The sequence below is a fragment of the Vibrio penaeicida genome (assembly GCF_002933855.1).
GTDB lineage: Bacteria > Pseudomonadota > Gammaproteobacteria > Enterobacterales > Vibrionaceae > Vibrio > Vibrio penaeicida_A.
On the sequence record NZ_BFAQ01000042.1, the window covers coordinates 69013 to 95616 of the forward strand.

A 26604-nucleotide genomic window follows, 5' to 3' on the forward strand; every position below is an offset into this window, starting at 1 on the left:
CCAATGGGTCGCTTCCCCTTTAAGTATCACTTTTGCATGTGGACCACATAGATTATCAGTTTACTTCCGTAATGTTTGTCCTTTTTCTGAGTCAAACAAATGGATTGCGCTAAGATCGAGATACCCAGTGAAATGGCTGTTTTCTGAAGAAAAATCATCATCAGCGGGGACTTCTAAAGACAGCGGTTGGTCGCCAATTTCAGCGCGGATCAGCATGCTCGCCCCTAAGAGTTCGTAATCCACCAACTTACATTTTACGGCGGCATAGTTGGTGTGCCCCACAAATTCCGGTTTCAAGTGAATGTCGGTTGGACGAAGTCCCAAGGTCACTTTACTGCCTTTGGCGGGACGTTCAAAATCGTCTGGAACAGGAACCTTTTCTCCGTTCAAAGGAAACACTGCCGTCTCGTTTTCTTGCTGAACAATGGTATCGATCATGTTCATACTTGGATTCCCGATAAAGCCTGCGACAAACTTGTTCACGGGGCGATTAAAGACTTCCTTGGGGGAGCCGATCTGAGCAATAATCCCTTTTTCCATGATGACGATTCTGTCTGCCAACGTCATTGCTTCTACTTGATCGTGGGTAACGTAAATCGTTGTGGTTTCAAGTTCCTTGTGCAGCCCTTTAATTTCTGCACGCATTTGCCCCCTCAACTTGGCGTCTAAGTTCGACAATGGTTCATCAAACAAAAACAACTTGGGTGTTCGAACCATGGCTCGTCCCATCGCTACACGCTGGCGTTGACCGCCAGATAGCGCTTTGGGTTTTCGTTCGAGTAATGGCGTCAGCTCCAGTAAATCCGCGGCCCATTCAACACGTTTGTCGATGGCGTCTTTCGGCATTTTCTTCAGCTGTAATGAAAACGCGATATTGTCGTACACCGACATATGGGGATAGAGTGCGTAGCTTTGAAATACCATAGCGAGATCGCGATCTTTCGGGTCTACATCGTTAATGCAGACATCATCAAGATAAATCTCTCCGCTGCTAATATCTTCTAGCCCTGCCACCATTCTTAATGTGGTCGATTTACCACAACCTGAAGACCCAAGCAGTACAACAAATTCACCATCTCTAATCTCTAGGTCAAATCCTTTAACAACCTGAGTGCCGCTGTAGTCTTTTTTGACATTTTTAAATGTTACCGATGCCATTTATTTTTCCTCATTCCCAGAAGCTGCTAACTTACCCAGCTTTGCAATTAAGCCACCAGCCGAAGGCACGCTTAACTGATCATTCAATAGCGTATGCGTTAAACCTATGTCTTCTACAGAAACGATATCAATCCCTTTTTCGCTTAAGTTTTCGATGACGACATCGTTGCCAGTCAAGTTCAAAACGACGAATAAGCGGGTGCCATTTTCAAATCGTTCAAAACTGATCAGATCTGCATGCAGTTGATGCCACCTGAACTGACCCGTTTTTAGCACAGGTTGAGTTTTGCGCCAGGCGATGAAACGCTGTACGAAACTCAACACTGAGTTCTCTTTTTGTTTTTGCTGCTCTGGATTCAATGCTAAGTGAGCCGATTCAATCGGCAACCAAGTGTTAACGTTATCGCTGAAGCCACCGACATCACTCCAAACCATGGGGGTTCGGCAACCATCCCGACCTTTGAAATCTGGCCAAAACTCAATACCAAACGGGTCTTGAAGATCATCAAACCCAACCGTCGCTTCTGGTAACCCGAGCTCCTCACCCTGATAGATGCAAGCGCTGCCTCTTAAACTCAGCAAAAACACTAAGCTGGCTTTGGCTAACGCTTCTCTGTCTAGCGTGTTGCCATGCTGGTCGATACCCCAACGAGAAACACTACGGACAACATCGTGATTGCTCAAAGCAAAGCAAGGCCACCCCGACCCTAGATTTTCTTCAATGCGTTCTAGCGTATTTTTTATATACGCCGCACCATGAGCTTCACCCAATAATTCAAACGTGTAGGCGGAATGTAATTTGTCGCTATTAGACGTGTAAGACGCCATCACTTTTAACCCTTCCGGCGCGCCAATTTCTCCAACCGTAAAGCGATCTGGATACTCATCGAGCAACGTACGAAGCTTTTTGAGAAAGCCTAGGTTTTCAGGCTGGGTCAGTTGATGGCAATGGTATTGGTAGCTGAATGGGTTCTTCTTATCGACTCCCACAAACTGTTGTTCAGGCGAACGTACTGGCGGGTTGTCTCTGAGCTGTTGGTCATGGAAAAACATATTCACCACATCCAGCCGGAATCCATCCACACCTAAATCCATCCAGAACCTCGCTGTATCTAAGGTGGCTTGCTGAACCTCTGGGTTATGAAAGTTCAAATCAGGTTGCGAGGTTAAAAAGTTATGCTGGTAGTACTGCTGACGACGGCTATCCCACTGCCATGCCGAGCCCCCAAAAATACTGAGCCAATTGTTTGGTGGTGTGCCGTCTTCTTTTGCGTCTGCCCATACATACCAATCGGCTTTGGGGTTGGTTTTGTCTTGTCGGCTTTCTTTAAACCAAGCATGTTGGTCGCTACTGTGGCTGTAAACTTGATCCACAATCACTTTAAGCCCCAGCTTATGCGCTTCATCCAACAATGTTTTGAAATCGTCCAACGTGCCGAACATCGGATCGATTTCGACGTAGTTGGCAATGTCATAACCAAAATCATCCATGGGCGACGCAAAAATGGGCGATAGCCAAATCGCATCTACCCCTAAACTCGCAATGTAGGGTAACTTGCTGGTTATCCCATTTAAATCGCCAATACCGTCGCCGTTGCTGTCCATGTAACTGCGTGGGTAGATCTGATAGATCACCGCTCCGCGCCACCATTCTGTGTTTGAGTTTTCCATGATTATCCTCCTTTAACCGAACCGGACAGCAATCCGCGAACAAAATAACGTTGTAACGATAAAAATACGACAAGCGGTACGATGATCGTTATGAACGCACCACTCGTTAAAATTTCCCAATTATCCCCACGCGATCCCAGCAGTTCACGAAGTTGCGCCGTGAGCACGATCTTGTCACCGCTATTTCCTAGGTACACCATGGCCACCAGCAAGTCATTCCACACCCATAAGAATTGGAAAATAGCGAACGATGCCAGTGCGGGTAATGAAAGCGGCAACACCACTTTGATAAAGGTTTGAAAATGATTGGCTCCGTCCATGCGCGACGATTCCATGATTTCTTTTGGCAAACCCGCCATGTAATTCCGCAACAGATAAATCGCCAACGGTAGCCCAAACCCTGTATGGGCAAGCCAAACACCGGGATATGATTTAGTCGCCACGTCGAAAAAGCTCCCGACCTCGTTGTACAATCGAAGCACTGGAATCAGCGACATTTGCAATGGCACAACCAATAAACCAACAATGATGGCCAACATGATGCTTTTGCCTCTAAAATCCATCCACGCTAATCCGTAGGCAGCAAATGCCGCGATCATAATGGGAATAAACGTAGCCGGTATCGTCACCGTAAGTGAGTTAACAAAAGCTTGCCCTACCCCTTCCGAAGCCAATACCTCTATGTAGTTTTCAAAGGTAAATCGAGGTGGAATATTCGCCACATGGAAAATCCGTTTGCCTCTTTTATGCGTAAATGGCGTATCAGATTCCCAACGATATTCACCATTTTCCATTACGGTTAATACGCTGCCGTTTTTCAACTCAACAGTCTCACCGGGTTGATGTTTTTCGATTTCTTTCGCCCGCTCACCCCAGCTGTCTACCGTTCTGCCTGAATTTTCTTCAAACAAATTGCCTGCAATGACATATTGATCACCATCACGAATGGCACTCCCTTTCTTCCCGGTCCGGACCACTTCATTTCGTTCTGTGGTGACCATGGCGGTCCACCAACCGCTGATCGCAAGCTGGTCTTTGTCGCGCACTGAGCTCACCAACAATCCCAACGTTGGTAAAGTCCACGCCAGCACGAAGAACAAGATCAGACCATGTTTAAAAAGCGTACCTGCAGACAGCTTTTTTTTGTTTCTTTCCATCACTCTTCCCTTGCCTTCTTAATGTTCCACAACATAACGGGAATGACCGCTACCATAAGAACAACGGCTATTGCACTTCCTTTGCCGAAATCCCCTCCACCTCTGAACATCCAATCGAACATGAGGTTGGCCATCACTTCGGTATCCCATTGGCCGTTGGTCATGGTAAGAACGATGTCGAAAACCTTGAGAACAAGAATGGTAATGGTGGTCCACACGACCAAGATGGTCGGTATAATTTGAGGCACCAGAATTTTGACAAAAATTTGAAAATCGTTCGCACCATCGAGTTTTGCAGCTTCGAGTACTTCCTCAGACACGCCTCTCATTGCCGCACCTAACAGCACCATGGCGAATCCCGTTTGAATCCAGATAAGAATGACCATGAGCAAAATGTTGTTCCAAAATGGCAAGGCGATCCATGCTTGAGGTTCTCCGCCTAACGCCACCACAATGGCATTCAATAGCCCAATTTGATCGCTGTCGGCGCCTCGGTAGTCGTATACAAATCGCCAAATGACGCTGGCACCAACAAATGAAATAGCCATAGGTAAGAAAATTAATGTCTTGGCTACCTGCCCCCACCATATTCGGTCGGAAAGGTAGGCAATCACCAAGCCAAAAAACGTGCTTAGCGTAGGCACTAATATCAACCAAAGCAGGTTGTTTAAAATGGCTTGAGTAAATTCTTCATCTCCGAATGCCCAGCTGTAATTACTCAAACCGACAAAGTCCGTTGCCGTGCGGTCATACATAGACAAACGCAAGGTTTCCACAACGGGATAAACAAGAAATATAAGCAGCAATAGCAAAGCGGGACCGACAAAAATAAAGGGTTGCAGCTTAAGCCTAAGCTGATCCTTTTTTCGCTTTTCCTCGCCTTGTAAATGCTTACTGGATAAAGCTTTCTCTAAGCCAAAATACGCCGTGTAGTAAAAAGCAATCGATGCTATTACTGCAACAAGCATGGCAAACAGAGAATCTAGGAGTTGATCGATCAAAATCGTTCTCCATAACGTAGAAATTGAACGGTTAGGGCGAAGCTCATTGCTACGCCCTTATAGGCAGTTAGTGACACTTAGTCGCTAACCTAGGTCTATTGACCTACTGACTTTATTGGAATAGTCGCTTTACTTGATGTCATCCCAACTTTTCTGAATAGACTTAGTGACTTTCTCAGCGGACTCTCCGCCTACGTAGTCCACCATGCCCGTCCAGAATGAACCTGCACCCACTGCACCCGGCATTAAGTCAGAACCATCGAATCGGAAGGTGGTCGCATTAAGTAGTATCGCACCTTGCTTTCTCTGCGCGTCGTTTTCATACGTCGCGATATTCACCCCTTTGTGTGCCGACAGGAATCCACCCTGTGCCATCCAAAGTTCATTTGCCAATGGGGTCAACAAGTAATCCATCACGGCGCGTGTCGCCGCAGAGTCTTTTGTTACCGCGTATGCCACACCGGCACCTAGAACAGGGTTGCCCAAATCTTTGGATTCATAAGAAGGGAAATAAAAGAAATCGGCGTCTTCTCCTACAACCGTACCTTCAGGGAAAAATGCTGGGATGAAGCTTGCTTGGTGATGCATAAAGCATTTAGCTGGCACGGTGAATAAGCCTTTAGGGCTGTCGCGGAAATCTGTTGTGCCGACGGAAGCGCTTCCACCAGCTACGTATTTGTCGTTTAATGCAAAAGCGCCAAACTTCTCGATGGCATCAATAATGCGTGGATCGTTAAATTTAATGCTGTTGTTTACCCAGCCATCATATACTTCCGGTTTTTGGGTTCTTAACAGTAGATCTTCCACCCAATCTGTCGCCGGCCAACCTGTCGCACCACCAGAACCAAGCCCAATACACCAAGGAGTATTGCCGTCTTTTGCCATTTGTTCCGTTAACGCTAACAATTCTTCCATTGAATTGGGTGTTTCATACCCTGCATCTTCAAAATTATCTGGGGAGTACCAAACCAAAGACTTAATATCGGTTTTATAGAAGATCCCATAAAACTCTTCTTTTCCTTCCTTGTTTTTATAAGTCCCCAAATCGACCCAAGAATTACCTGCTGCGTAATTTTCTTTGACATAGTCTGAATATTTATCGCCTAGTGGCACCAGCAAGTTTTTAGATGCCAAATCCGCTGCCAACCCAGGTTGAGGGAACGCTGCAATATTCGGCGGGCTGCCTGCCTGAGTATCAATCACGATTTGTTGTTCAAAGCCATCCGAACCTGAATATTGAACCTCCACCCCCGTCGCTTTTTCAAAATAGGCGAGCACATTACGTATTTTGGTGTCTTCCGGAGCCAAGAAAGGTCCCGCCATCGTTACCGTTTTCCCTTTTAGATTAAGCCCTTCGAAAGCCTTAAGGTTATCCCAAGAGAAATACCCTTCTCCCTCTGGAAAAAGCAGATCTTGCGACCATACACTTGTAGACAATGATGCCGCGACTGCGGTAGCGAGTAACTGGACTTGGTAGCGTTTCATTTAAATTTCCCTCTTAACGTGTTTTCAGCGTAGTTGATGTCTAGAAAGCCAGCTCATTACCTAAAAGGGAAAAATTAGAAGACGAGGTTAGAAGCTTTTTTCTTAACATTTAATTAACCTTAAACGTTTAAGTTGATTTAAAGCGTGATGTTGATCGAATTTTGAACACTTATTTATGTCTCAATTTCGGAACACTTATCGTGCGGTAGAATCACTATAGTTAAAAAGTGTGAGGTTGCTGACTTGCTATCTGGACGAAAATTGCGCATCATTTGTATAGTCAATAAGGAACAAAAGCAGTCATGACGGGCGCTCCGCTATATATACAAATCAAACGCTACATTCAGGAAAAAATTGATTCAGGTGATTGGCCTGTAGGTCACAGAATCGCGACTGAACTCGAACTCACAAAGCAATTTGAAGTGAGCCGAATGACAGTAAACAAAGCCATTCGAGATTTAGTGTCTGAAGGTAAACTAAAACGCACACCTCGCTTGGGCACGTTTGTATGTGCACTGGAAGAGAAAGCCGAATCTCCCCTACTCGATATCCGCAATATTGCCGAAGAAGTGTCTTCCCGTGGTAAGAAATATCACAGCCAAGTGCTGACTCAGAAAGCGCTCAAAGCAGACGACACAACAGCCACGAAGTTAGGGGTTATGTTAGATAGCGATGTTTTTTACAGTGAAATTATCCACTTTGAAGACAAGACACCCATTCAGCTTGAAGTGCGTTGGGTGAACGCCGTTTATGCACCTAACTATCTAAAACAGGATTTTTCAACCATCACACCAAACCAGTATTTATCCGATAACTGCCCACTCAGTGCTATTGAACACACAGTAGAAGCAATTAACCCCGAAGTAACAATAAGGGACGCGCTAGAACTGAAAAACTACGAGCCATGTTTATTGCTGAATAGGAGAACGTGGAGCGGTGATAAGCTAGTCAGCTCAGCGCAGCTTTATCACCCAGGCACCCGCTATAAATTAAGCTCTAAAATCGATATCTAGCCACACAGTAACCTGTCCTCAAACTGCCTCCTTTATGTGCTCAGATATATCGGTTTGAGCACATCAAATTCACTCCCATGATCACACTTTTCTAACATCTCTCTTGCCCCGCTTTCTGAATTCATCTATTTATTTGTATATACATTTAAACTTAAAAGATGAAATCATGTTTCGGAAACTCATTAACGCGAGATTGGTCACTATGGTGGCTGGCACACAGGGTTATACCGTTTCCCCCTCGACGTCAGTGCTGATCAGAGATGGAAAAATCGACGCTATTGGCGACTCTATCTCAGTGCTAGTGTCCGAATCCGACACGATCGATTGTCAAAATAAGTTAGTGACACCAGGTCTTATCGACTGCCATACCCACTTGGTATACGCAGGTAATCGAGCTAACGAATTCGAAATGCGTTTAACGGGTGTGCCTTACGAAGAAATCGCCAAGCAAGGCGGAGGCATACTTTCGACGGTGAAAGCGACTCGTAAAGCAAGCGTTGATGAGTTAGTTGAGCTTTCCCGCCCAAGAATGGAAGCGTTGCTCAATTCCGGTGTAACCACGATTGAAATTAAGTCTGGCTATGGTCTTACGCTCGAAGACGAATTAAAGATGTTGCGTGCTGCTAAGTTATTGGGCGAGCAATACGACGTACATGTAGAGACAACATTACTCGCCGCCCATGCTGTCCCTCCTGAATACCGTGACAATCCCGATGCGTACATCGACTTGGTTTGTAATGAGATTATTCCTGCAGCGGCTACCGAAGGGTTAGCATCAGCGGTGGATGTTTTTTGTGAGTCCATTGGTTTTAGCCTAACGCAAACTGAGCGCGTTTTTGAAAGTGCCAAAGAGCACGGGCTTAAAGTCAAAGGGCACACCGAGCAGTTGTGTAACTTAGGTGGCAGCGCGTTGGCGGCGCACCATGGCGCGCTTTCGGTAGACCACATAGAGTATCTAGATGAAGCCGGAGTAAAAGCTGTGGCAGGCGCAGGTTGTGTCGCGACCCTACTGCCCGGCGCATTTTACTTTTTACGTGAAACTCAGAAACCACCTATCGATTTACTGCGCCAACACCACGTCCCTATGGCGGTTTCAACCGACATTAACCCCGGTACTTCCCCTTTTGCCAGCTTGACACTAATGATGAATATGGCCTGTACCTTATTCAAGTTAACGCCCGAAGAAGCTTTAAGAGGTGTGACCGTTAACGCTGCTCAAGCGTTGGGGTTACAAGACCGAAAAGGCAAAATAAAAGTCGGTTTCGACGCCGATTTCGCTGTATGGAACATCGAACACCCAGCCGACCTGAGCTATCAAGTTGGTATTCAGCACTTACATGCTCGTATCGTCAACGGAGAATGGATTCATGTCTGAACAAAGATTTGAGTGGCAAGGTCGAAACGACATAGAAGACGGCGAGCTCGGCCATCGGGTTCATCATGTCATCCGCCATGGCACACCAAATAGTGCAAACTTAGGCGACGTCACCATCTTGGGCTTCGCGTGTGATGCTGGTGTAGCAAGAAATAAAGGTCGAACCGGAGCCCAAGCAGCACCAAACAAAATTCGGGAAGCGCTGGCCAATATGGCTTGGCACGAATCCACCCAGTTGTTTGATGGTGGAACGGTTGTGTGCGAAGGCGATCAATTAGAGCAGAGCCAACATGCATTGGCAGACGTACTTTCCTCCACGCTTAAACAGACCCCTGCCATTACTTTAGGTGGAGGGCATGAAATAGCTTGGGCCTCCTTCTTAGGGCTGGCTAAGTTTCTAATCAAAGAACAGAAGCAAAAAGAACAATCTGATCTCGGCGGAGACGTCTCTCCTCCTCGAGTCGGCATAATCAATTTCGATGCTCACTTTGACCTGAGAGTTTTCGATTCCAACGGTTTGGAATTCAATAGCTCTGAGCTAAGTGGCTCTGAATTAAGTGGCTCTGAATTAACAACCGCGAAAGAAAGCATCCAACCCAGCTCGGGAACACCATTTAATCAAATCCACCAATACTGCCAAAAACAAGGCTGGGCATTTAACTATGCCTGCCTTGGCGTGAGTGCAGCAAGTAACACTAAAGCACTGTTTAAGCGCGCTGACGATTTGGGGGTTTGGTATGTCGAAGACACGCAAATGCACGCGGGTACGATAGCCAAGCAGTTAACTCAGTTACAACGATTTATTGACCAAAACGATGTGATTTATCTGACCATCGATTTGGATGTTTTCCCTGCTGCCACGGCTCCAGGAGTCAGTGCACCAGCAGCCAAAGGGGTGAGTATGGACACCTTCTCACCCTATTTTTCATTGATTTTAAATAACTATAAAAAACTAAAAATTGCAGACATTGCGGAGTACAACCCGAGATTTGATATCGACGGTCAAACCGCAAGGCTTGCTGCTCGGCTGTGTTGGGATATCGCAACATCAATGTCGCGTAACCAGCCTTAGCAAACGCCCCATAAATAGCTTTTTTCGTCAAATAGCTATGGCTCACGGCAGTCTGCCCAATAACCTGAATTCATATAGGAGTATCCGATGACGGATCCAAGACTCGATACAACAAGAACTATTCGTGCCCCTCACGGCACGAAACTTCGTGCGAAATCGTGGCTAACAGAAGCACCGCTTCGCATGTTAATGAACAACCTTGACCCTGATGTTGCTGAACACCCTCATGCGCTGGTTGTATACGGTGGCATTGGTCGTGCAGCTCGTAACTGGGAATGCTACGACAAAATTGTCGAGGTTCTGGAAAGGCTTGAAGATGATCAAACGTTACTTGTTCAATCCGGTAAACCTGTTGGCGTGTTCCCGACTCACAAAAATGCACCACGTGTATTGATCGCCAACTCCAACCTCGTTCCCCATTGGGCAAACTGGGAGCATTTCAACGAACTCGATAAAGAGGGGTTGATGATGTACGGGCAAATGACGGCGGGTTCGTGGATTTACATTGGCTCTCAGGGCATTGTTCAAGGCACCTATGAAACCTTCGTTGCCGTTGCTAAAAAACACTTCGATGGACAAGCAAAAGGACGCTGGGTACTCACCGGTGGATTAGGCGGTATGGGCGGCGCGCAACCTCTAGCTGCAACAATGGCCGGTTTTTCAATGCTTGCAGTAGAATGCGATGAAACGCGTATCGATTACCGACTGCGTACTGGCTACGTCGATAAAAAAGCCACCAGCATTGATGAAGCACTTCAAATGATTCAAGACTCAGACACGCCTATCTCTGTCGGGTTGTTGGGCAACGCTGCGGATGTTTTCCGAGAATTGGTTAAGCGCGGTATTACGCCAGATGTAGTCACCGACCAGACATCGGCGCACGACCCTCTCAATGGTTACCTCCCTCAAGGTTGGACAATGGAAGAAGCCAAAGCGCGTCGCCTTGAAGATGAAGCTGGCGTGGTGAAAGCGGCTAAACAATCGATGGCTATTCAAGTTCAAGCGATGTTGGATTTGCAAAGCCAAGGTGCGGCGACACTCGACTACGGCAACAACATTCGTCAAATGGCGCTGGAAGAAGGCGTGAACAATGCCTTTGATTTCCCAGGATTCGTTCCTGCTTACATTCGTCCTTTGTTCTGCGAAGGCATTGGGCCATTCCGCTGGGCAGCACTTTCTGGTGACCCAGAAGACATCTACAAAACAGATCAAAAAGTCAAAGAACTGATCCCTGACGACCCACATTTGCACAACTGGCTGGATATGGCCCGCGAGCGCATTCAATTCCAAGGCTTGCCTGCGCGTATATGCTGGGTTGGACTGAAAGATCGTGAGCGTCTTGGACAAGCATTCAATGAAATGGTGAAAAACGGTGAGCTGAAAGCGCCTGTTGTCATCGGTCGTGACCACTTAGATTCAGGTTCCGTTGCCAGCCCTAACCGCGAAACAGAAGGTATGATGGACGGCTCTGACGCAGTGTCGGATTGGCCACTGCTTAACGCTTTATTGAACACAGCGGGTGGCGCAACTTGGGTATCGCTTCACCACGGTGGCGGCGTGGGTATGGGCTTCTCTCAGCACTCAGGTATGGTGATCTGTTGTGATGGCTCGGATGATGCGTCTGAGCGTATCGCTCGCGTGCTACATAACGATCCAGCAACAGGTGTAATGCGCCATGCTGATGCAGGGTACGACATCGCGAAAAACTGTGCGAAAGAGCAGAAATTAGATCTGCCAATGCTAAACGAAGAACTAAGCCGCCTGAAATGAGTGAGAAACCAATGATCAATTTAGAACTAAACCCAGGAAACATCAGCTTAAGCCAACTACGCCAAGTAAGCCGTGCGCCAGTCAACTTGTCGCTCGACCCATCGGCTATTCCGGGTATCGAAGCAAGCACTCAAGTGGTCAATGAAGTAATTGCAGAAAACCGAGTCGTTTATGGTATTAATACAGGCTTTGGTCTTTTGGCGAATACGCGCATTGCCCCAGAAGATCTCGAAGTGCTACAAAAGAGTATTGTACTTTCTCATGCAGCGGGTATCGGCACACTGATGCACGATGAAACCGTTCGCCTAATGATGGTGTTGAAAATCAACAGTTTGGCTCGTGGCTATTCGGGCATTCGACTGCAAGTCATTAATGCGCTGATTACGCTTGTTAATTCGCAAGTTTACCCATGCGTTCCTCAAAAAGGGTCGGTTGGTGCGTCTGGTGACTTGGCACCACTTGCACACATGAGCACCGTTTTACTCGGTGAAGGTGAAGCGCGCCACAATGGCAAGATCATCTCCGGTATCGAAGCACTGAAAATTGCAGGTTTAGAGCCTATCACCCTTGCACCAAAAGAAGGGTTAGCGCTACTGAATGGCACACAAGCTTCAACTGCTTTTGCGTTGGAAGGTTTGTTTGCAGCTGAAGATTTATTCGCCTCTGCAACCGTGTGTGGCGCAATGTCGGTAGAAGCAGCACTGGGGAGTCGTCGTCCATTCGACCCGCGTGTTCATCGAGTTCGTGGCCACCGAAGCCAAATGGATGCCGCGGCAGCGTACCGGCATTTACTGGATAACAGCAGTGAAATCGGCGAATCCCATACCGACTGTGAAAAAGTTCAAGACCCATATTCACTTCGCTGTCAGCCGCAAGTTATGGGGGCATGCTTACAGCAAATTCGCAATTCTGCTGAAACTTTGCAAGTTGAAGCTAACGCGGTTTCCGATAACCCATTAGTTTTTGCTGATGACGGCGACATCATTTCAGGGGGCAACTTCCATGCAGAACCTGTGGCGATGGCGGCTGATAATCTCGCTTTGGCAATTGCCGAAATAGGTAGCCTATCTGAGCGTCGTATGGCACTGCTTATCGATAGTGCATTAAGCAAGCTTCCACCCTTCCTTGTGGATAATGGCGGAGTGAACTCTGGTTTTATGATCGCACAGGTAACGTCGGCGGCGTTGGCGAGTGAAAACAAAACCCTAGCCCACCCTGCTTCAATCGATAGCCTTCCAACATCCGCCAACCAAGAAGATCACGTATCTATGGCGACGTTTGCTGGCAGACGATTACGTGACATGGCAGAGAATACTCGCGGAATCCTTGCTGTTGAATATCTATCAGCAGCACAAGGGCTAGACTTCCGAGCACCGTTGAAATCTTCTCCGCGTGTAGAAGAAGCTAAAAGTATTTTAAGAGAGAAAGTGTCCTTCTATGATAAGGACCGCTACTTTGCTCCAGATATTGAACAAGCCAATGCGCTGTTAAAGCTTGCCGTTCACAACCATTTGATGCCAGAAAAGACATTAGCTTCGGTATAGAAACTGTCTCATCCGTTTTTGAACAAACTGTCTTTTTGTGCACATAACCATAAATAACCTCCCATTAGGGAGGTTAATTTTCACTGGATAGACCATTTCCCAATAAATGTCGGATATAATCGCCGCAGTTTTTGTAATTGACCGTGAATTATGTTTCTAACACCTTATTTCTCAAGCCAAGACAACCAATTCCAATTCACTCGCCAGCAAGCAAGTCATTTTGCTAAGAAGGTGGCGGGCGACTACAACCCAATCCATGATGAAGATAACAAGCGCTTCTGTGTCCCTGGTGATTTGCTGTTTGCCGTTCTCCTTAATCAGGAAGGCGTAAGTCAGAAAATGCGATTTGATTTTTCAGGAATGGTTTCGGAAGGCATTGCTTTGTCTGTTGAAGAAAAAGGAAAAACAGAAAGCGCGCTCGTCGATGCAAATGGCAAAGAATACTTGCACATGCACCATGAAGGTGATGTATCGACAGACGCAAAATTCATTGAAAGCCTGACGAAGTCTTACGTTCAGTTTTCCGGCATGAACTTCCCTCACATCATGGTGCCTCTCATGGAGGACAAACAAATGATGATTAACTGTAAGCGTCCTCTCGTCATGTATGAAAGCATGGAAGTTGAGTTCGATCGTATCGACTTGTCCGAACCCTCTGTAGAGTTTGCAGGCGCTACGTTTGATATTGAAGGAAAGCGTGGTCAAGTAACGCTTAACTTCCTCTTTACAGAAAATGGTGAAGTGGTTGGTAAAGGCGTTAAGCGCATGGTTGCGTCTGGTCTTAAACCTTACGAAAAAGAAGCCGTCGATGATCTAGTCGAACGTTTCAATGCTCGGAAAGACGCATTCATTGCCGCACAGGTCGAAGCTGCATAAAGTCAATTTCGCACTCAATTTCTTTAATCCCGAGCAACGCTCGGGATTTTTATTACCCCCTTCCTTTCCAAGTTTGTCACCTAATTCACAATCCACTCGGTTTCTGTGCAATCCTTTGACTCTATCTGCCGTAGAGTTTGTTATACTTTTGTAAAACAATATTGCTTTCTGGCACTTCAAACATGTAGATTCAATGTTAGGAGTGCTACCTCGACATGAGGTTTATGTATGCTAAGAAAAAGAACGCCAGAATGGATGGCGTCAAATTACGGGCTACTGGAGCTAAACGAGCATCATAAAGTGCTGCGTTTTATTACCATTGTTTCGTTGCTCACCTTTCTGCCATTTTCGATTAAGAATGTTGTACTGGGGGAATATGTCTATGCTGCGTTACTGATCACCTTTGAGCTTTCGCTGTTGCTTGAAGTGTATTGGTTTTACACCAGACAACGTCCCATGTTCAGCTACCTGCTTCCTGTAACCTTGTTAGTTGCGTGTGGGATTTTTGCCATTCCCATTTTAGGAATCAATGGCTCCTATTGGTCGTTTCCTATTGCTGTGTGTGTTGTATTTGTAATGCCCACCAAAATATCGTTTGTTTTTAACGTTATTATGATTATCGGAATAGCGATTACAGGGTATTTCTACATCGATCACTACGCCTTGCTTCGCCTTGTTGGTGCCCTCTCTATCACGGCTTTCTCTTCCCATTTTATCACCACTTCGTTTCTTAACTTGCAAGACAGATTTAAAGAGTTGTCTATTACTGACTCAATGACTGGCGCATACAATCGAGCTCAACTCGATGCATTTTTAGGGACGGCAATTGAACTTCATCAGAAGACAGGGCTTTCTTCCACAATTGCGCTTATCGATATAGATAACTTCAAACAAGTGAATGATAAGTTTGGTCATGATGTGGGCGACTTGATGATTCAGTCAGTCGTGAGGGTTTTCAAAGAAACGGCACGCCCCGATGATTTCATTTTTCGCTTAGGGGGCGATGAGTTTTTGATTTTATATAGAAAGTCAGGATTGAAAGACAGCTATATCCGACTAGAGAAGTTACGACAAAAAATCGCCGAGTTGCGAGTACATAATAATCTGTCGGCATCGATTAGCGCAGGCATTGCGTCCTCCAATGCAGACATAAACACTAGGCAATGGATGAAAAACGCCGATCTCTCGTTGTACTCCGCTAAACATAATGGGCGTAATCGAATAGAACACCATGAAGAAAAGTATGCAAGTTAAAGGCTTAATCTAAATTGTGATTTGGTTAAAAACAATTACAAAACATTGAGATCCAGTCGATATTCATAGCAATCAATCATGCATCCGTTGATACAAGTGAAATCGTTAACTGTACCAGTATGCTGAAACTGGTTATTGAGAAGTACTCTTTGGGAAGCGACATTTTGTGTCGCTGCATACGCTCTTAGCGTCTTCAAACCACGGTAGGTTTTAGCGTAATGGACTAATTGCTGCGTTGCTAATGTTGCCAATCCTTGCCCGCTTGAGCGCTCCGCAATGCGATATCCAACCCACGCTTCACCTTTCTTTAAATCGATACCATGCAAATTAGCGCGACCGAGAATTTCACCCCGACCATTTTTTATCAAGGTAGGTAACATTGTCATGCTTTGATAATCTTTCAAACACTCACGAATGTGTAGGTTTACTCCCTTCATGCAGTAAAAGCCTTCCGGTCTTTCATCAATAAACGTTTCAAACCATTGCCGATTAGCACGTTCAAAACGCAGTAAATCTTCACAATCTAAATAGCTGAGTACCGGAAACGTGAACAAATTATCTTGCACCGCAATGACCTTTTTAAGATGGGTTTGATGAAAATAAATAGTGAACTCTATGCTATAAAACCACAAATTTTGAAGTGAGAATTTGTTTAGATTATTGAGATTGATAGCAAAATTGAACTGTGTTGTTTTGCAGGCTTTCGTAGCAAAGTGATAACGAGTTATATTCATCACTTCAATCAAATGATATGTTATAACAATACAATAAGGATGAATTTATGACTACGTCTGTTATACCACGTAACTTTAACGAATGGCGTCACTGCATCACCGTTGAATGCGGCATTTCGTTAACACCAGATTATATAGAAAAACGAATTCAAGCATTGCATTCAGAAAAAGACGAACATACTAGACAATTTGTAAGGCTGTATGGAGAGCAATATAAACAGCAGGTTGTTACTTGGTTTGAACGTGCAAAAGCTGAAATAGCCTAAAGTCGATTCACTCGTGATAATTAGAGCAAGCAAAAAATAGAAAAAGCGAAGCATGAGCTCCGCTTTTTCTATTATTTAGCTATTAGGCTAGACTTAGAAGATAGATATAGGTTTAGAAATTAGATCAAAGTAAGCAGTGCCTGTAGCGGGTGTTGCAGTTTTTCGTTAGCAAATCGCTTCACTTGGCTCCGACAGGAGTAGCCCGTTACAAGACAACGGCTCTTATCCAGAGAGTCCAATTTAGGCTCCCAACTCAGACCATAGATATCTTTGGACATATTAAGCTTATCCACTTCATGCCCAAATGTACCCGCCATACCACAGCACCCAACAGGAACAGTATTCAATCGAGCGCCAAAATGGGAGAATATGGAACCCCATTCTTTTTCAGCGTTCGGCATTTTGGTTTTCTCAGTGCAGTGCGCAAACAAGTACCAAGGCTTGTCTTCGTTACCATTAGAATGCTCCAGCTCATTCAGTCTTGGTAACAGCCATTCGTGTACCGTAAGGACATCGAAATCTCCTCTTTTTTCACCCAGTGCTTCTTGGTACTCATCGCGGTAACAAAGCACTAATGCAGGATCTACGCCCACCATTGGAATACCTGTATCTGCGACAAGAGAAAGAAAATCTGCCGTGTTCTTAGCTGACGAGGCAAACTGAGAAAGGAAACCTTTTATATGCTGTGCCTTGCCATTGGGTTTGAATGGCAATAACACAGGTTTTTTCCCCAATTTTCTAGCGAGTAGAATAAAGTCTTCAACTACTTCTGCGTCGTAAAAGCTGGTGAAAGGATCTTGAACAATGAGTACATAGTCTTTCTTATCGTTCTCTGACAATCCGTTCAGCAACTTCAAATCGAACTTTGTGCTCTCATAAGGCTTTAAGCGCTGAACGAGCGTTGGCACACTCATCAATGGTGCATCAACGTACCCAACTGTTTTCACCGTTAAGGACTGAACCCACTTTTGATTCAACGCTAAATTCACGGTTTTAGGGATTTTTGCCATCAATGGCAACATGGTTTCAATGTTGGCGACCAGATAATCTTTAGCTGGGCGCTGATATCGGGAGTAGTAAATGTTGAGAAAGCGTGAGCGAAAACTTGGCACGTCCACTTTTATCGGACATTGGCTTGCGCACGCCTTACAGGCTAAACACCCATTCATTGCCTCATAGACCTCATGAGAAAAGTCATACTCATGACGCTTGTTAATCGTGTTTCTAACTCGATTCAGAAGCGTTTTAACGGTCGCGCTGCCTTTCAGGGTTTGTTGCTCTAAATCCAGAATATCAATCCCGTGTTCAGTCAACTGCCTTAGCCATTCGCGTACCATACCAGCTCGACCTTTAGGCGAGTGGCGGCGGTCTGCCGTTACTTTCATCGATGGGCACATTGGAGAGCTGGTATCGTAGTTAAAGCACAATCCGTTACCATTACATTCCATTGCCTGTTTAAAGCTATCACGCACTTCGACGGGGATTTGCCTGTCATACATTCCGCGTTTGGCATCGGTTACTTTTACCAATTCAGCATCGCTGCCTAGCGGAGTACAGATCTTACCCGGGTTCATTTTGTTGAGTGGATCAAACGCAGCTTTTACTCGGCGAAGTTCTAAAAATAACGACTCCCCGAAAAACTCAGGACCGTACTCTGAACGATACCCTTTACCATGCTCACCCCACATTAGTCCGCCATATTTGGCGACGAGCTTGACCACATCATCAGAAATTTGATGCATCAAGGCTTCTTGTTCTGGATCGCATAAATCTAACGCAGGGCGAACATGAAGTACGCCGGCGTCAACATGACCAAACATTCCGTAGTTTAATTTTTTAGCGTCTAACAACTCACGAAATTCCTGAATGAAATCCGCTAAATTTTCGGGCGGTACACAGGTATCCTCTGCAAATGCGACCGGTTTTGCTTTCCCTTTTGCTGCACCAAGTAAACCAACCGCTTTTTTACGCATTCCATAAATGCGACCAATGCTCGCGAGATCGTTACATACCTGATACCCAATAATACCGCCTTCTTCACTCTCCAACATTTGGTCAAGCTTGCTCGTCAGGCTTGAGACTTGATGCTCGACCAGCTCACCATCTTGACCAGCAAATTCAACGATATTGATACCTAGCATTTCTTTGCCAGGAACGTCCGTAAGCAACTCGCTCACTGTATGCCAAACTATATCCTGCTTCGCTAAGTTCAATACACGAGAATCGATGGTTTCAACGGATAACGCGTTCGCTTCAACCATAAAAGGGGCGTTTCTAAGCGCAGAATCAAACGTGTTGTATTTCACGTTGACAAGTGTTCTGGCTTTCGGAATCAAAGTGAGGTTAAGTTTTGCCTCAGTAATAAAGGCTAGAGACCCTTCCGCTCCACACAATACGCGAGTGAAATCAAAAGAATCCTCTTCCTCATTTAGGGCGTTTTTTAAGTCATAACCCGTTAAGAAGCGGTTGAGTGGAGGGAACTTGTCTACAATTTCGGCGCGTTTTTGGCGGCAGACTTGCTCAGTAACGGATAACGCTTGGTGAGCAAAAGTCCCTTCTTCAGGCTGTACATCACTAAGATCACTCTCAATTATTGAGCCGTCTGTGAAAACAGCTTGAAGTGACAATACGTGATCAGAGGTTTTGCCATACACCAGCGAACCTTGCCCAGATGCATCGGTATTGATCATTCCACCTAGCGTCGCACGGTTACTGGTAGAAAGTTCAGGGGAAAAGAATAAACCGTGCGGACGAACGACATCATTCAGCTTATCTTTTACAATTCCGGTTTGTACTCGAACCCAACCCTCTTTCTCGTTAATTTCCAACACTTTGTTCATATGACGAGAAAGGTCGACAACAATACCTTTTGTTAAAGATTGCCCGTTTGTCCCTGTTCCAGCGCCTCTCGGCGAAAACGTCACATTTTGATATTCAGGCTGATGACCAATTCGTCCAATCAGCTGTACATCTTCTGTCGTTTTGGGATGAACCACGGCTTGAGGCAATTGCTGGTATACGCTGTTATCGGTAGCAACAGCCAAACGACTAGAGTACATAGACTCAATATCGCCAGTAAAACCAGCACTTTGAAGTTCTTCGAGGTATTGTTTAACTAAAGGATCAACATCCGATTGGTGTTGTAGTCTTGGTAACATTATGCTTCCTGCTCCCTAGTGGCTGATCCGTTCAGCCGGGATAAAAATGGTTTAGACATTGCGATTTATTTTTTGATTTTCGTCACTTTACAACATTTCAGAGCTTGATAAAAACAGAAAGTACGCATGAAATTAAAACGTTTGCTTACTTTTTTGAATTTTTCGTCCACACTTCAATACAAGCAAACATTTTCTCCTATCGTTGTTAAGCGAATTCCATATGAAAAAAAATAAAATAGTTACAACAGAAGATATCCTTTTAAAGCTGTGTCAATCGGTTTCTGGTGTGCTTCAATCTGCTACGAATTCTAAAATCTCATACTCTGCTATGGTACAAAAGATCAATAAAACAAGTTTAAAACCTGATTTTGGATGTTTTGTACTGTTTGATGGTGGGTTTTCAGGGCTGGTAGTGATCAACTTTACGGCTCAGTCTGCGCTAGAGCTGTATCAAAACTACATGCGTAACATGGGTATGCCAGAAGAAGAGCTCGCCATTTTGCATACTTCTGATGAAGTCGGTGACGTTCTAGGTGAACTGATGAACCAACTTGTTGGTGACTTTACAAACAAGATCCGAAAAGAGCTGCAAACCAACATTACGCAAAACCAACCTAAAATGCTGGCCATTAACAAGCAGGTTATGCTTTCGGTTGATACGAATTTAGATAGACCACAAGCTCGCCGTGTGTCTTTTTCTACTGAGAAAAACAACATTTTCTATTTAGAGCTCGCAATGGATAAAACTGAGTTTATCCAACTGGAAGAGTTTGAAGCAGAAGATGAAGCTAGCGTTGATGATATTCTTGAACAAGAGCAAGCAAAATCAACAACAAAAGTAGAAGATATTCCACCTTCAGATGATATTGCAAGCGATTTGCTTGATGAGCTGGGCATCTAAATAACACTTATACGCAAGTTACCGCAAGATGCTACTTTCAATGTGTTAACTTGCTTAGGCATATAAACTTTCAAACGCCACGGTAGTCCTACTGTGGCGTTTTTGTCATCTATGGTGCATACCTCTTCCCCTCTCCTTTCTAACACGGTAAAATGGTCGACTTTTCAAATTGACTTGCTGTGGACATGGACAAAAAAAAAGCCCTAAAGAAAATTGCCAAATGTTTGGAGCTAGGTAACTCTGCTAACGTAAACGAAGCCGCTAACGCTATTAAAATGGCGCACAGCTTAATGCTCAAATACGGGCTTGATAAAGACGATATCGAATTTATCAAGATGGGAAAAACACAGTCCAGCCACCTGTTACCCGCTAGTGTTTCTTCTACTCTGCTTAGGATCATTAGGGGGATTAACACTAAATTTGGTGTTGAAGCTGTTTTACTCAACCACAAAGGTCTCAAGAAGTTAGAGTTTATAGGTGAAGCCGACAGGGCCATTTTTGCTGCATTCGCCTTCGATATCATTTATCGCGAAATGAATGAACAAACCGGGCAATTTAGAAATGGCTTTGCCGGTTCAGGTACAAGCAGTGCTGAAGTTCAACGACGTGTCTCTTCTTTTCTTTCTGGGTGGATTGAAGGCGCTTTAGAGAAGCTGCCCGAAATTGCACCAGATGACGATTCTAATAACAAGATTAACAACTACATCGACAAAGAATTCCAAAACATTGATCGTGAAACTTTCAAACAACAATTGAAAGAAGCGATGAAGAACATTACTGCGGATTATGAGGTTGGATTGAAAAAAGGTCGACGTGTATCCGTTAACCGACCAGTCGAAGGTGGCCAGGCACCTAAGCTTCTCAAGTAACTTATCCAACAGAAACCAACCCAGCAAACGCCCAATCGGGCGTTTTTTTAATGTAAAACACAAACAGAACGACATATTGTATTATTAAAAATATAACGTATGATGCTCGATATATATAAGTGAGGCATCTATGAAATTTCTATCCTATCTTCTGATCGGCACTTTCGCTTTGACTGGCTGCCAAGCAACCCAACGTCAAAATGCGACAACAGGTCAAACTGAAACTAATTCCGCAACGAAAGGCGTGATCCTCGGAGCACTAGCTGGCGCTGCTGCGGGTGCCATTACTGGTGACAACAGTAAAGACAGACAAAGGCGAGCACTATATGGCGCGCTGGGCGGTGCAGCTGTTGGCGGTGGGATCGGCTATTATTTCGATAAGCAAGAAGCAGAGCTCCGTAACACTTTGGTCAATTCAGGTGTACAAGTTCAACGACTTGATGAAAACCAGCTATTGCTCATCATGGAAAACGGAATCGGATTCCAATCTGGATCCTTCGCACTGGACAGTTCTATACACCAAACGTTGAATGGAGTTGCGGATGTGATCGCGCGCTACCCCGAAACTAAGCTTATCGTTAACGGTCATACTGACAGCTCCGGCAGTGACACGACCAATCAGGTTTTATCTGAGCAGCGTGCAATGCAAGTCGAATCCTACCTTATTGGTCAATCAATCAAATCTGGAAGGATTGATGCAAAAGGCTATGGCGAGCGCCACCCGATTTGCGACAATGCGACAATTCAAGGACGTGCTTGTAATAGACGTGTCGAGATTCAAATACTGCCTATGTAATCCAGCATTTTGATAGAAGCTCAACTAAACTTAATGGTGAATTACGTTTATTGTTATACCCTAGCATCTTGAGGTGACTTGGGTATAAAATCAGCCCCTCTGGGGCTGTTTTTTTCTCTATCGAATTGGCTATATGAAACCTTTTTTATTTATCACCGCTGTCTTATTTTCAATTGTGCTCTCGAAAGCGAATGCCGTATCAATTGAGGAATTGGAATCAAAAGCAAACAAACAAGACCCAGTTGCTCAGTACTCTTTGGCACAGGCATTCTTTCAAGGCAATGGGGTTCCCAAAGACCCTCAATCTGCCATTGTTTGGCTTAGGAATTCTGCCGAAAACGGATACCCTTTGGCTCAGCTTAAACTCGCCAATGCGTTTGACTCAGGGCTCGCCATTGAAGAAAACCGAGATAAGGCAGTGTATTGGTACACCAAATCTGCCGTTCAAGGGCTTGCACGAGCTCAGTTAAAGCTTGGTGCCATATATGAACGTTCATATCGTGATTCAAAAAATATTGCCGATTTAGAAACGGCTGAAGTATGGTATCGAGTAGCGCTTGAAAACAACAGCCACCAAGCAGAGAGCGCGTATAACCGCGTGCTGGAAAATCAATTCAATCACCGGAAGGCAGCGCAACTTGGTCAATTCGATCAATTGGACAAAGCACATGAAGAGCGACTCTCTTCTGAATCACTGAATGCACAAAACACACCACCTACCCCCATTGAAAAAGACTTAGATTGGTATCTAACCAAATACGAGAAAGAGATCATATATGGCTTAGCGGGCTTTGCACTATTCGTGTTAGTGTTCGTTGCTATGATACTTGTCGGAAAAAATCGAAGAAATAATAAAAATGCAGCACTAGAAAGCAAGGTTTCGGACCAATCACTGCAATCCAAAAAACTGAGAAGAGAACTCGAAAAAGCGCATAAACAAATTCTCAAGCAAAATGGAATGTTGGAAGAACTCAAATCTGCCACTAAAGATCAGAAGTTTCATGTCGCATGTGCGGTATTTGGGTTTAACCCCAAACGTTTGCCTAAAAAAGATGTGATCAAGAACCGTTACAAAAAGCTCTGCCGCGTATATCATCCCGACGCGAATGGCAGTGATGAAGAGATGCGACGATTAAACACAGCACTAAAGCTCATTTTGCAACAAAATGTTAATTAAATGTAACTTTCACTTAACATTTCAATCGTCGATATGTCATAATTTTCTGCTTATATGTACCCAGAGTCTTTACTCAATGAACACACTGCTCCATAAATGAGTGTGTTTGACCAAAATTGAGCCTCTTCTCGCGATAACGCCTTTAGTATTCCTTTGGAATGCTGATGAGCTCTTTTGAAACGTTATCGAGTGAATGAATCGCTCGCGACGGTGGCAACACACTTAGAGAGTAAAGACCGAGATGTTTTGAATAGGGGGAAATGTGTTCGAAATTGAAGGAATTTGTGATTGGTGTAAAAGACCAAGCTATCTAACTCGCCATAATTATGTCGATGGTAAATATCATCACTCTTGCGAGAAATGTAATGACTTGGCAAAGCTAGATGTTCGTCAGTTTAACTTGGCTGAACAACAATTGAGAGACCAACGCGAAGAGTAATTCCATTAGCACACCAGTATAGCCAATATAGAAAGCGCCTTTATATGGCGCTTTTTTCATTTTTGCTTGCCAATACTTCAAATCAAAAAAGCGTCACTACTGTACAACACTGTATAGAGTACAGAGGCACCATCACAACAACCTCCTAACCTGTTTATTTACACAGTGCCGCAACTTTCTAAATATTATTTATATATCAACAACTTAAATTAAATTCAGAATATAAAATCAAAAAAACATTAAAAACATGCTTGCTAAATAACCAAAACAACATTACTGTTAATCCATACAGTATGTATAAGGAAACAGTAACCATGTATGACTTACAGCGTGCCAAACGAAACCAACACACTTCACTTAACCGTTTTAATGCGTCGACTTTTGACAAAAGTTCTACCGAATCCGGATCTAACGTTGATCGATGTGCTGAACTTGCAAAGCTCTCACAAGGTTCAAAGTGGGTACTGTTAACGAACGAATGCCCAAAACCACAGACATCGACATTAAAGCGCTATCAGATTAATGCTAAGCATTTACTTCAAATGATGCCATCAAGAAAGATGACCGAAAAGGAAGTGGTATTAAAGGCACTTCAATCAGGTAATGCCAGCGCTGTGATTGCAAGCAAGAGCATTTCCGCCATCGATCAAAAACACTTGCTACAACGTGCAGCTCAATTAAATTGCACCTTACTTTTCACACACGATGCGTCGGAGCTTTTTCCTGTAGAAGGTTCATTAGTGCACTAATTCCTTCGTACTTATACTAGTGAAAATATCCATACTGTTCACATTCCACTGCCAGCCCCACTTTGGGGCTTTTCTTTTTATAATTGGCAGAGAAAATCTGTTTCAAAGCCCAGCTAAACGATTCTGCGCTGCCAAAATAGCCATACTGGTCTTTTCACTGGCAAACGTTTGCTTTTTGTCTGGAACAGTAAAAAAGTTCTGGTATCATGCGCAACATCTGCACTTTTCGGAGTTGGCATTACCACTCTGAGGTTAGTTTGGTCTCTCTCGTTTAACATCAGCGGCACAGTAGTCGCTGTCATTATTTCGGGCTTTCAAAATCTTTTAGAACAAACCAAACTAACTCTTTGTGCCCTCTTTGACGTTTGAAATTAGATAGGAATGTCGCAATGAGCTTAGCTGATCAAGTACTTGCCGTTAATGATGATCTCCCAATTCGTACTAACAAACCCGTTCATAGCGGTAAAGTTCGTTCGGTTTACTGGCTAACAGAAGAAGACAGCCAAAGACTGATCAAAGAAAAAGGGTATGACGTTTCACCAGATGCACCTTTGGCAATTATGGTTATTAGCGACAGAATTTCAGCTTTTGACTGCATTTGGCATGGTGAAGGCGGTTTGAAAGGCGTACCTGGAAAAGGCGCCGCATTAAACGCCATCTCTAATCACTGGTTCAAGTTGTTCAAAGATAACGGCTTAGCGGACAGCCACATTCTCGATATTCCTCATCCATTTGTTTGGATAGTACAAAAAGCAAAACCCGTGATGATTGAGGCCATTTGTCGTAAGTACATAACTGGTTCAATGTGGCGTGCCTATGCAAATGGTGAACGCGAATTCTGTGGTATAGAGCTACCTGAGAACCTAGAAAAAGACAAAGCCCTTCCAGAACTGCTGATGACACCATCAACGAAAGGAATCCTGAAGGGAATCCCTGGTGTTCCTGAAGCCGACGATGTCAACATTACTCGAAAGAACATCGAAGAAAACTACGAAGCCTTCAATTTTACAAAAGCAGAAGATATCCCCCATTACGAGAACCTGCTGAAAGAGGGATTCGAGGTAATCAGCAAAGCACTGGCGGATGTTGACCAAATTTTTGTTGATACTAAATTTGAATTTGGTTACGTCACCGATGCATCTGGCACCGAGAAGCTGATTTACATGGACGAAGTAGGTACGCCAGATTCTTCACGCATTTGGGATGAATCTGAATACAATGAAGGTCGGATTGTCGAAAATTCAAAAGAAGGCTTCAGACAGTTCTTATTAAACTATTTCCCTGAGCCCGACATTCTACTGAACAAAGAACGTATGGAAGAGCGTTTCGCGCTTGCAGAGAACAACGACCTGCCAGAGTCTGCTCTTATGGATATCTCCAAAACCTACATTGGCATTGCTGAAAAAATTACAGGCAAAGAAATCGTCCTAAGCAACAACCCTAAACAAGAAATCATTAACGTTCTTCGTAGCCAGTACAACCTCATCGTCGATTAGTTCTAGGAAAACCAACTCGTTCATCTCTTTAAAGCCAGTTCATCATTGAACTGGCTTTTTTATTTACCTCTTCTCACTCTCCGCACATCCTAAGAAAGTGTGACAATGATCCTTCATTTGAACCGAAGTGCACTGTAAACGGAACTAACCTCTCCTTACTGTATCGACTTATTGCATATTTGCAGCTAAATTCATGACCTTCAGCCAACCTCGTTCTAAGCAGAAGTTTTCTGCCTAATCGGGGATACTTTGCCGTAATACCAATCACAGTAAGTAAGTGTTCATAAATAGCGAAGGAAAAACGCTTGAGAACAAGGCAAAAAATTTCGATAAGTAGTTATTCTACAATCATATTTTTTAACGCAGTTATTGAGTGTTTTAACAAGCTAGAATGAGTAATTACTTACTACGATTGGTATAACTACATAGGATTGGTTGTAAATGATGCAGTTGTAGTAAGGATGTACTTCTAGGTCGTATTCACGCACTGTGTTTATTACATTGGAGCCAAGAAAGACATCATCGTTAAGGTCAGCAGTCCCTAGACATACTCCCCTTTTGTACATGGGAGACATATTGAGCTCATATCATTATACGATTTTAAGTATATTTTCAGCCTTGAAATCTATACCCAAGTAACCTC

The 26604-nt window shown here is 44.3% G+C and carries 21 protein-coding genes; 14 read left to right on the plus strand and 7 right to left on the minus strand.

Annotation, left to right across the window (positions count from 1 at the left end; all coding sequences use genetic code 11):
- Window positions 1–60 precede the first annotated feature (60 nt).
- The 5 genes from VPNCDNU1_RS22365 to VPNCDNU1_RS22385 all read right to left on the minus strand — a co-directional run bounded on the left by VPNCDNU1_RS22365 (window position 61) and on the right by VPNCDNU1_RS22385 (window position 6472).
- Window positions 61–1158: an ABC transporter ATP-binding protein gene (locus tag VPNCDNU1_RS22365; protein ID WP_104402398.1), complete on the minus strand. Its 1098-nt coding sequence runs from the start codon at window positions 1156–1158 to the stop codon at window positions 61–63.
- Window positions 1159–2829, minus strand: coding sequence for an alpha-amylase family glycosyl hydrolase (locus VPNCDNU1_RS22370; RefSeq protein ID WP_104402399.1), 1671 nt, complete (start codon window positions 2827–2829; stop codon window positions 1159–1161).
- 2 nt (window positions 2830–2831) lie between these two features.
- The gene (locus VPNCDNU1_RS22375) at window positions 2832–3986 is read right to left on the minus strand and encodes a carbohydrate ABC transporter permease (RefSeq protein ID WP_104402400.1); all 1155 of its coding nucleotides are present in this window, start codon (window positions 3984–3986) and stop codon (window positions 2832–2834) included.
- The gene (locus VPNCDNU1_RS22380) at window positions 3986–4987 is read right to left on the minus strand and encodes a carbohydrate ABC transporter permease (protein ID WP_104402401.1); all 1002 of its coding nucleotides are present in this window, start codon (window positions 4985–4987) and stop codon (window positions 3986–3988) included. The genes VPNCDNU1_RS22375 and VPNCDNU1_RS22380 overlap by 1 nt, the downstream gene beginning before the upstream one ends.
- Before the next feature lie 129 nt (window positions 4988–5116).
- The gene (locus VPNCDNU1_RS22385; protein ID WP_104402402.1) at window positions 5117–6472 is read right to left on the minus strand and encodes an ABC transporter substrate-binding protein; all 1356 of its coding nucleotides are present in this window, start codon (window positions 6470–6472) and stop codon (window positions 5117–5119) included.
- A gap of 302 nt (window positions 6473–6774) precedes the next feature.
- Between VPNCDNU1_RS22385 and hutC the strand changes: the two genes are divergently transcribed.
- The 7 genes from hutC to VPNCDNU1_RS22420 all read left to right on the plus strand — a co-directional run bounded on the left by hutC (window position 6775) and on the right by VPNCDNU1_RS22420 (window position 15376).
- Window positions 6775–7485 (plus strand): histidine utilization repressor, encoded by a 711-nt coding sequence (gene hutC / locus VPNCDNU1_RS22390; protein WP_104402403.1) that lies wholly within the window; start codon window positions 6775–6777, stop codon window positions 7483–7485.
- Window positions 7486–7651: 166 nt separating this feature from the next.
- Window positions 7652–8860, plus strand: coding sequence for an imidazolonepropionase (hutI, locus tag VPNCDNU1_RS22395; protein WP_104402404.1), 1209 nt, complete (start codon window positions 7652–7654; stop codon window positions 8858–8860).
- Entirely contained in the window at window positions 8853–9932 is a 1080-nt protein-coding gene (gene hutG / locus VPNCDNU1_RS22400) for a formimidoylglutamase (protein ID WP_167404857.1), read from the plus strand. Before hutI ends, hutG begins: the two co-directional genes overlap by 8 nt.
- An 87-nt stretch (window positions 9933–10019) precedes the next feature.
- The gene (gene hutU / locus VPNCDNU1_RS22405) at window positions 10020–11702 is read left to right on the plus strand and encodes a urocanate hydratase (protein WP_104402406.1); all 1683 of its coding nucleotides are present in this window, start codon (window positions 10020–10022) and stop codon (window positions 11700–11702) included.
- Entirely contained in the window at window positions 11699–13246 is a 1548-nt protein-coding gene (gene hutH, locus VPNCDNU1_RS22410) for a histidine ammonia-lyase (protein WP_174715164.1), read from the plus strand. The genes hutU and hutH overlap by 4 nt, the downstream gene beginning before the upstream one ends.
- Window positions 13247–13396: 150 nt before the next feature.
- Entirely contained in the window at window positions 13397–14122 is a 726-nt protein-coding gene (locus tag VPNCDNU1_RS22415) for a DUF3581 domain-containing protein (protein ID WP_104402408.1), read from the plus strand.
- A 228-nt stretch (window positions 14123–14350) separates the two neighbouring features.
- Window positions 14351–15376, plus strand: a complete 1026-nt coding sequence (locus tag VPNCDNU1_RS22420) for a GGDEF domain-containing protein (protein ID WP_104402409.1) — start codon at window positions 14351–14353, stop codon at window positions 15374–15376.
- A gap of 35 nt (window positions 15377–15411) precedes the next feature.
- Here VPNCDNU1_RS22420 and VPNCDNU1_RS22425 read toward each other — a convergent pair whose 3' ends face one another.
- Window positions 15412–15942 carry a GNAT family N-acetyltransferase gene (locus VPNCDNU1_RS22425; protein ID WP_167404858.1) on the minus strand — a complete coding sequence of 177 codons (531 nt, stop codon included), beginning with the start codon at window positions 15940–15942 and terminating at the stop codon, window positions 15412–15414.
- Window positions 15943–16157: 215 nt separating this feature from the next.
- On the opposite strand from VPNCDNU1_RS22425, the gene VPNCDNU1_RS22430 reads away from it, so the two are divergent.
- Entirely contained in the window at window positions 16158–16376 is a 219-nt protein-coding gene (locus VPNCDNU1_RS22430) for a hypothetical protein (RefSeq protein WP_104402411.1), read from the plus strand.
- Window positions 16377–16495: 119 nt separating this feature from the next.
- On the opposite strand, the gene ydiJ is transcribed toward VPNCDNU1_RS22430, so the two are convergent.
- Window positions 16496–19534, minus strand: a complete 3039-nt coding sequence (ydiJ, locus tag VPNCDNU1_RS22435; protein ID WP_104402412.1) for a D-2-hydroxyglutarate dehydrogenase YdiJ — start codon at window positions 19532–19534, stop codon at window positions 16496–16498.
- A 220-nt stretch (window positions 19535–19754) separates the two neighbouring features.
- On the opposite strand from ydiJ, the gene VPNCDNU1_RS22440 reads away from it, so the two are divergent.
- From VPNCDNU1_RS22440 to VPNCDNU1_RS22465, 6 genes are all read left to right on the plus strand, one after another.
- Window positions 19755–20435: a DUF3334 family protein gene (locus VPNCDNU1_RS22440; protein ID WP_101111305.1), complete on the plus strand. Its 681-nt coding sequence runs from the start codon at window positions 19755–19757 to the stop codon at window positions 20433–20435.
- Between the two features lie 185 nt (window positions 20436–20620).
- Complete coding sequence (locus VPNCDNU1_RS22445) at window positions 20621–21304, plus strand: DUF2786 domain-containing protein (protein WP_167404859.1); 684 nt, start codon at window positions 20621–20623, stop codon at window positions 21302–21304.
- Window positions 21305–21434: 130 nt separating this feature from the next.
- Complete coding sequence (locus VPNCDNU1_RS22450; RefSeq protein WP_104402413.1) at window positions 21435–22100, plus strand: OmpA family protein; 666 nt, start codon at window positions 21435–21437, stop codon at window positions 22098–22100.
- Window positions 22101–22233: 133 nt separating this feature from the next.
- Entirely contained in the window at window positions 22234–23277 is a 1044-nt protein-coding gene (locus VPNCDNU1_RS22455; RefSeq protein ID WP_104402414.1) for a J domain-containing protein, read from the plus strand.
- A 753-nt stretch (window positions 23278–24030) separates the two neighbouring features.
- Window positions 24031–24465 (plus strand): hypothetical protein, encoded by a 435-nt coding sequence (locus VPNCDNU1_RS22460; RefSeq protein ID WP_104402415.1) that lies wholly within the window; start codon window positions 24031–24033, stop codon window positions 24463–24465.
- Between the two features lie 389 nt (window positions 24466–24854).
- A complete protein-coding gene (locus VPNCDNU1_RS22465) occupies window positions 24855–25961 on the plus strand; it encodes a phosphoribosylaminoimidazolesuccinocarboxamide synthase (protein ID WP_104402416.1) in 1107 nt (368 codons plus the stop codon).
- The last annotated feature ends 643 nt before the right edge of the window (window positions 25962–26604 follow it).